This is a genomic window from Intrasporangium chromatireducens Q5-1, assembly GCF_000576575.1.
In the GTDB taxonomy this organism is placed as follows: domain Bacteria; phylum Actinomycetota; class Actinomycetes; order Actinomycetales; family Dermatophilaceae; genus Intrasporangium_A; species Intrasporangium_A chromatireducens.
In genome coordinates this window covers 1-949 of sequence record NZ_AWQS01000523.1, presented here as the reverse complement: position 1 = coordinate 949, position 949 = coordinate 1, and the positions used below count along the sequence as shown (strand labels likewise).

General features: G+C 67.8%; 1 protein-coding gene and 1 tRNA gene. One reads left to right on the top strand and one right to left on the bottom strand.

The genetic code is table 11. The features are described 5' to 3' along the window. Window positions 1-66: 66 nt before the first annotated feature. Window positions 67-145 (bottom strand) — tRNA-Gln (locus N864_RS22685). Window positions 146-271: 126 nt separating this feature from the next. On the opposite strand from N864_RS22685, the gene N864_RS22680 reads away from it, so the two are divergent. Further along, the gene (locus tag N864_RS22680; RefSeq protein ID WP_034722923.1) at window positions 272-880 is read left to right on the top strand and encodes a TetR/AcrR family transcriptional regulator; all 609 of its coding nucleotides are present in this window, start codon (window positions 272-274) and stop codon (window positions 878-880) included. Window positions 881-949: the final 69 nt, after the last annotated feature.

Genomic DNA, 949 nt, shown 5'->3' with positions numbered 1-949 from the left:
CCAGAGACGGCCGAACCCATGTCTATCGGGTTCGCCCGTCCGCGATGTCCTGAGACATCACAATTGCTCCCCGGGTAGGAATCGAACCTACGTCGCTAGTCCTGATTCAAAGTCAGGCGGGCCCTGCCAGCAGACCAACCGGGGAACGCCCGGCTCAGCCGGACGTGCCACAGGGTAGTGCAGCCGCGGCGCCCGCCCGGAATCCGTCTTAGGCACAATGGGCCCGGTGAGCGCCGACCGACCCCGACCCGACCGCGGCCGCCGGTCCCGCATGACGGGACCGCAGCGCCGGGAGCAGCTCATCGACGTGGGACGGGCGCTCTTCGCCGACAAGGGGTTCGAAGCAACCACCGTCGAGGAGATCGCGTCACGCGCCAAGGTCTCCAAGCCAGTGGTCTATGAGCACTTCGGTGGCAAGGAGGGCCTGTATGCCGTTGTCGTCGACCGTGAGATCCAGTCCCTGCTCGCCCGGATCACCACCGCCCTCGACGAGGGATCGACGGCGCGCAACCTGCTCGAGCGAGCGACGATGGCCCTGCTCGACTACATCGAGAGCAGCACGGAGGGTTTCCGGATCCTCGTGCGCGACTCCCCTCCGGGCCAGGCGACCGGCTCGTTCGCGAGCCTGCTCGGCGACGTGGCCGGCCACGTCGAGCACCTGCTCGCCGTCGAGTTCAAGGCACGCGGGCTCGACCCGAAGTCCGCACCGATCCACGCGCACATGCTCGTCGGCATGGTCGCACACACCGGGCAGTGGTGGCTGGAGCGCCGGAAGTACAAGAAGTCGGAGGTCGCGGCACACCTCGTCAACCTGGCCTGGAACGGGCTGGCCGGCCTCGACCCCAAGCCCAGGCTGGAGACTCTCGCCGGCAAGGACTGACTAGAGCGTGTCTGCTAACCCTTGGCGCGGTGGGTCAGGACGATGAGCCCGAGGAGGACACCGCCGAGA